We start from the raw sequence: 1,511 nt of genomic DNA, 5'->3' as shown, positions 1-1,511 counted from the left end.
CAATGCCACTAAGTTAGGCATGTTGCGAGGACGCGGATGGTAGGCGGCTCATTGTGTCGAGTTCCGCGATGATGGGGTTTCTTGACGATATAAGCGTTGTGGCGACCTCGTTTGATCACGCGTGGGTTGGTTCTGTTTCGTCGCCTTTTTGTTCGTCGCTCGTTGATCTCGGCGATGGCGTCTGTCAACGCTTTCTTTCGGTGCTCAGGGGGAAAAGTCCGCCTGCCCCGTGATGTGGCGGCGGACGACGCGGAGTGATCGCATGAACGATAGCCGGTCAGGATCTTCACCGATCTCGTCGGCGGCTCGGCACATCAGGCGTCGGACTCCATGGTGAGCGAGTAGGAACGCCCAGATCTCCTGGTACACCATGGCCGGTGATTTCGACCGCAGGATCCTCGCCGGTCCCCGCTGATGGGTTTTGATCTCGTCGATGAGTCCTTCGTGCTCCCACCGCTCATGATAAACGGCAGCCAGTTCCTCGGCGGTCGCCTCGCGTGGATCGAGGATCGAGGTGATCACGCAGATAGACCCACCGGATCCGTCACCTTCCCGATCCGGGACATCGTATTCGACCACCCGGATCAAATGTCCTTCATCAGGATCGATTTCAGCGCCGCTCTTGGCCCGCTCGATCAGATCCTCACGCTGCGACCTGCGGATCTTCGGGTTGATCGCCATCGAAAGATGCGACCCATCCGGCAGCCACCTCAACACAGGGAGCGCAAGGTTCGCTCTCACCCTCCACAGCAGGTCAGCGCCGGAACCGAGGAACTTCCCCCACAAGTCGAAACTGTAGAAATTACGGTCGGCCGTCACCAGCATGTCCGGCTCCAGGCGGGGCAGCAACCGCCCGGCCAACGCCCGCTCATCCCCATTGCACGGCCCTATGGCGGCTCCAACGATGGCGTGGGATCCGCACTCACCCAGCGCCACCGTGAGCACCTGAGGAAAAGCACTGGACTTCACACCGTTACTCTTACGCCCGAACTCCGCGGCGTTCTCCTCGGTGTCCGGAACATCGAGCATGAAACCATCGATCGACATCAGCCGCCAAGACCCCAGCCACGCCCCCTTCGTACCACGGTAAGCGACCGGAGCCGCCGTTTGCTCGAACAACTCACGCATCGGCTCAACACCCAACCGCTGCCGCGCCTGAGTAATCGCCGAGGTCGACGGAACCCTCCAATCACCCCGCCACGAACCCATCGACTTCAACGACCCGACAAGCTTACGCATCACCTCCTCATAATCATCATCAAAGAACAAACACATCGCCACACAAAACCGCACCATCACATGCGCCGGCAGCAAACGCGACCGCTGCTCACGCCGGCCCGTTTCATCAAGCACATCCTCGATAACATCACGAGGAACAGCCTCGGCCAACACACCCAATGAAATACGATCCGTCAACCGCACAGACGAAGAATCGCTGTCAGCAACCTTTACCTGTCCAATTCGAGCCATCCAAGAACCGTACCACTCAAACACTTAACTTAGTGGCATTG

Annotated in this window: 1 protein-coding gene; it reads right to left on the bottom strand. The window is 59.0% G+C overall.

Annotated features, from left to right (window positions below; translation table 11 throughout):
* Window positions 1–204: 204 nt before the first annotated feature.
* A complete protein-coding gene (locus DPM19_RS34660) occupies window positions 205–1,470 on the bottom strand; it encodes an IS4 family transposase (protein ID WP_111872330.1) in 1,266 nt (421 codons plus the stop codon).
* Between the last annotated feature and the right edge of the window lie 41 nt (window positions 1,471–1,511).

It is taken from the genome of Actinomadura craniellae (assembly GCF_003289645.1).
Lineage (GTDB): Bacteria > Actinomycetota > Actinomycetes > Streptosporangiales > Streptosporangiaceae > Actinomadura_D > Actinomadura_D craniellae.
The sequence above is the reverse complement of the archived record's forward strand: the minus strand, read 5'-3'. Positions and strand labels throughout refer to the sequence as shown.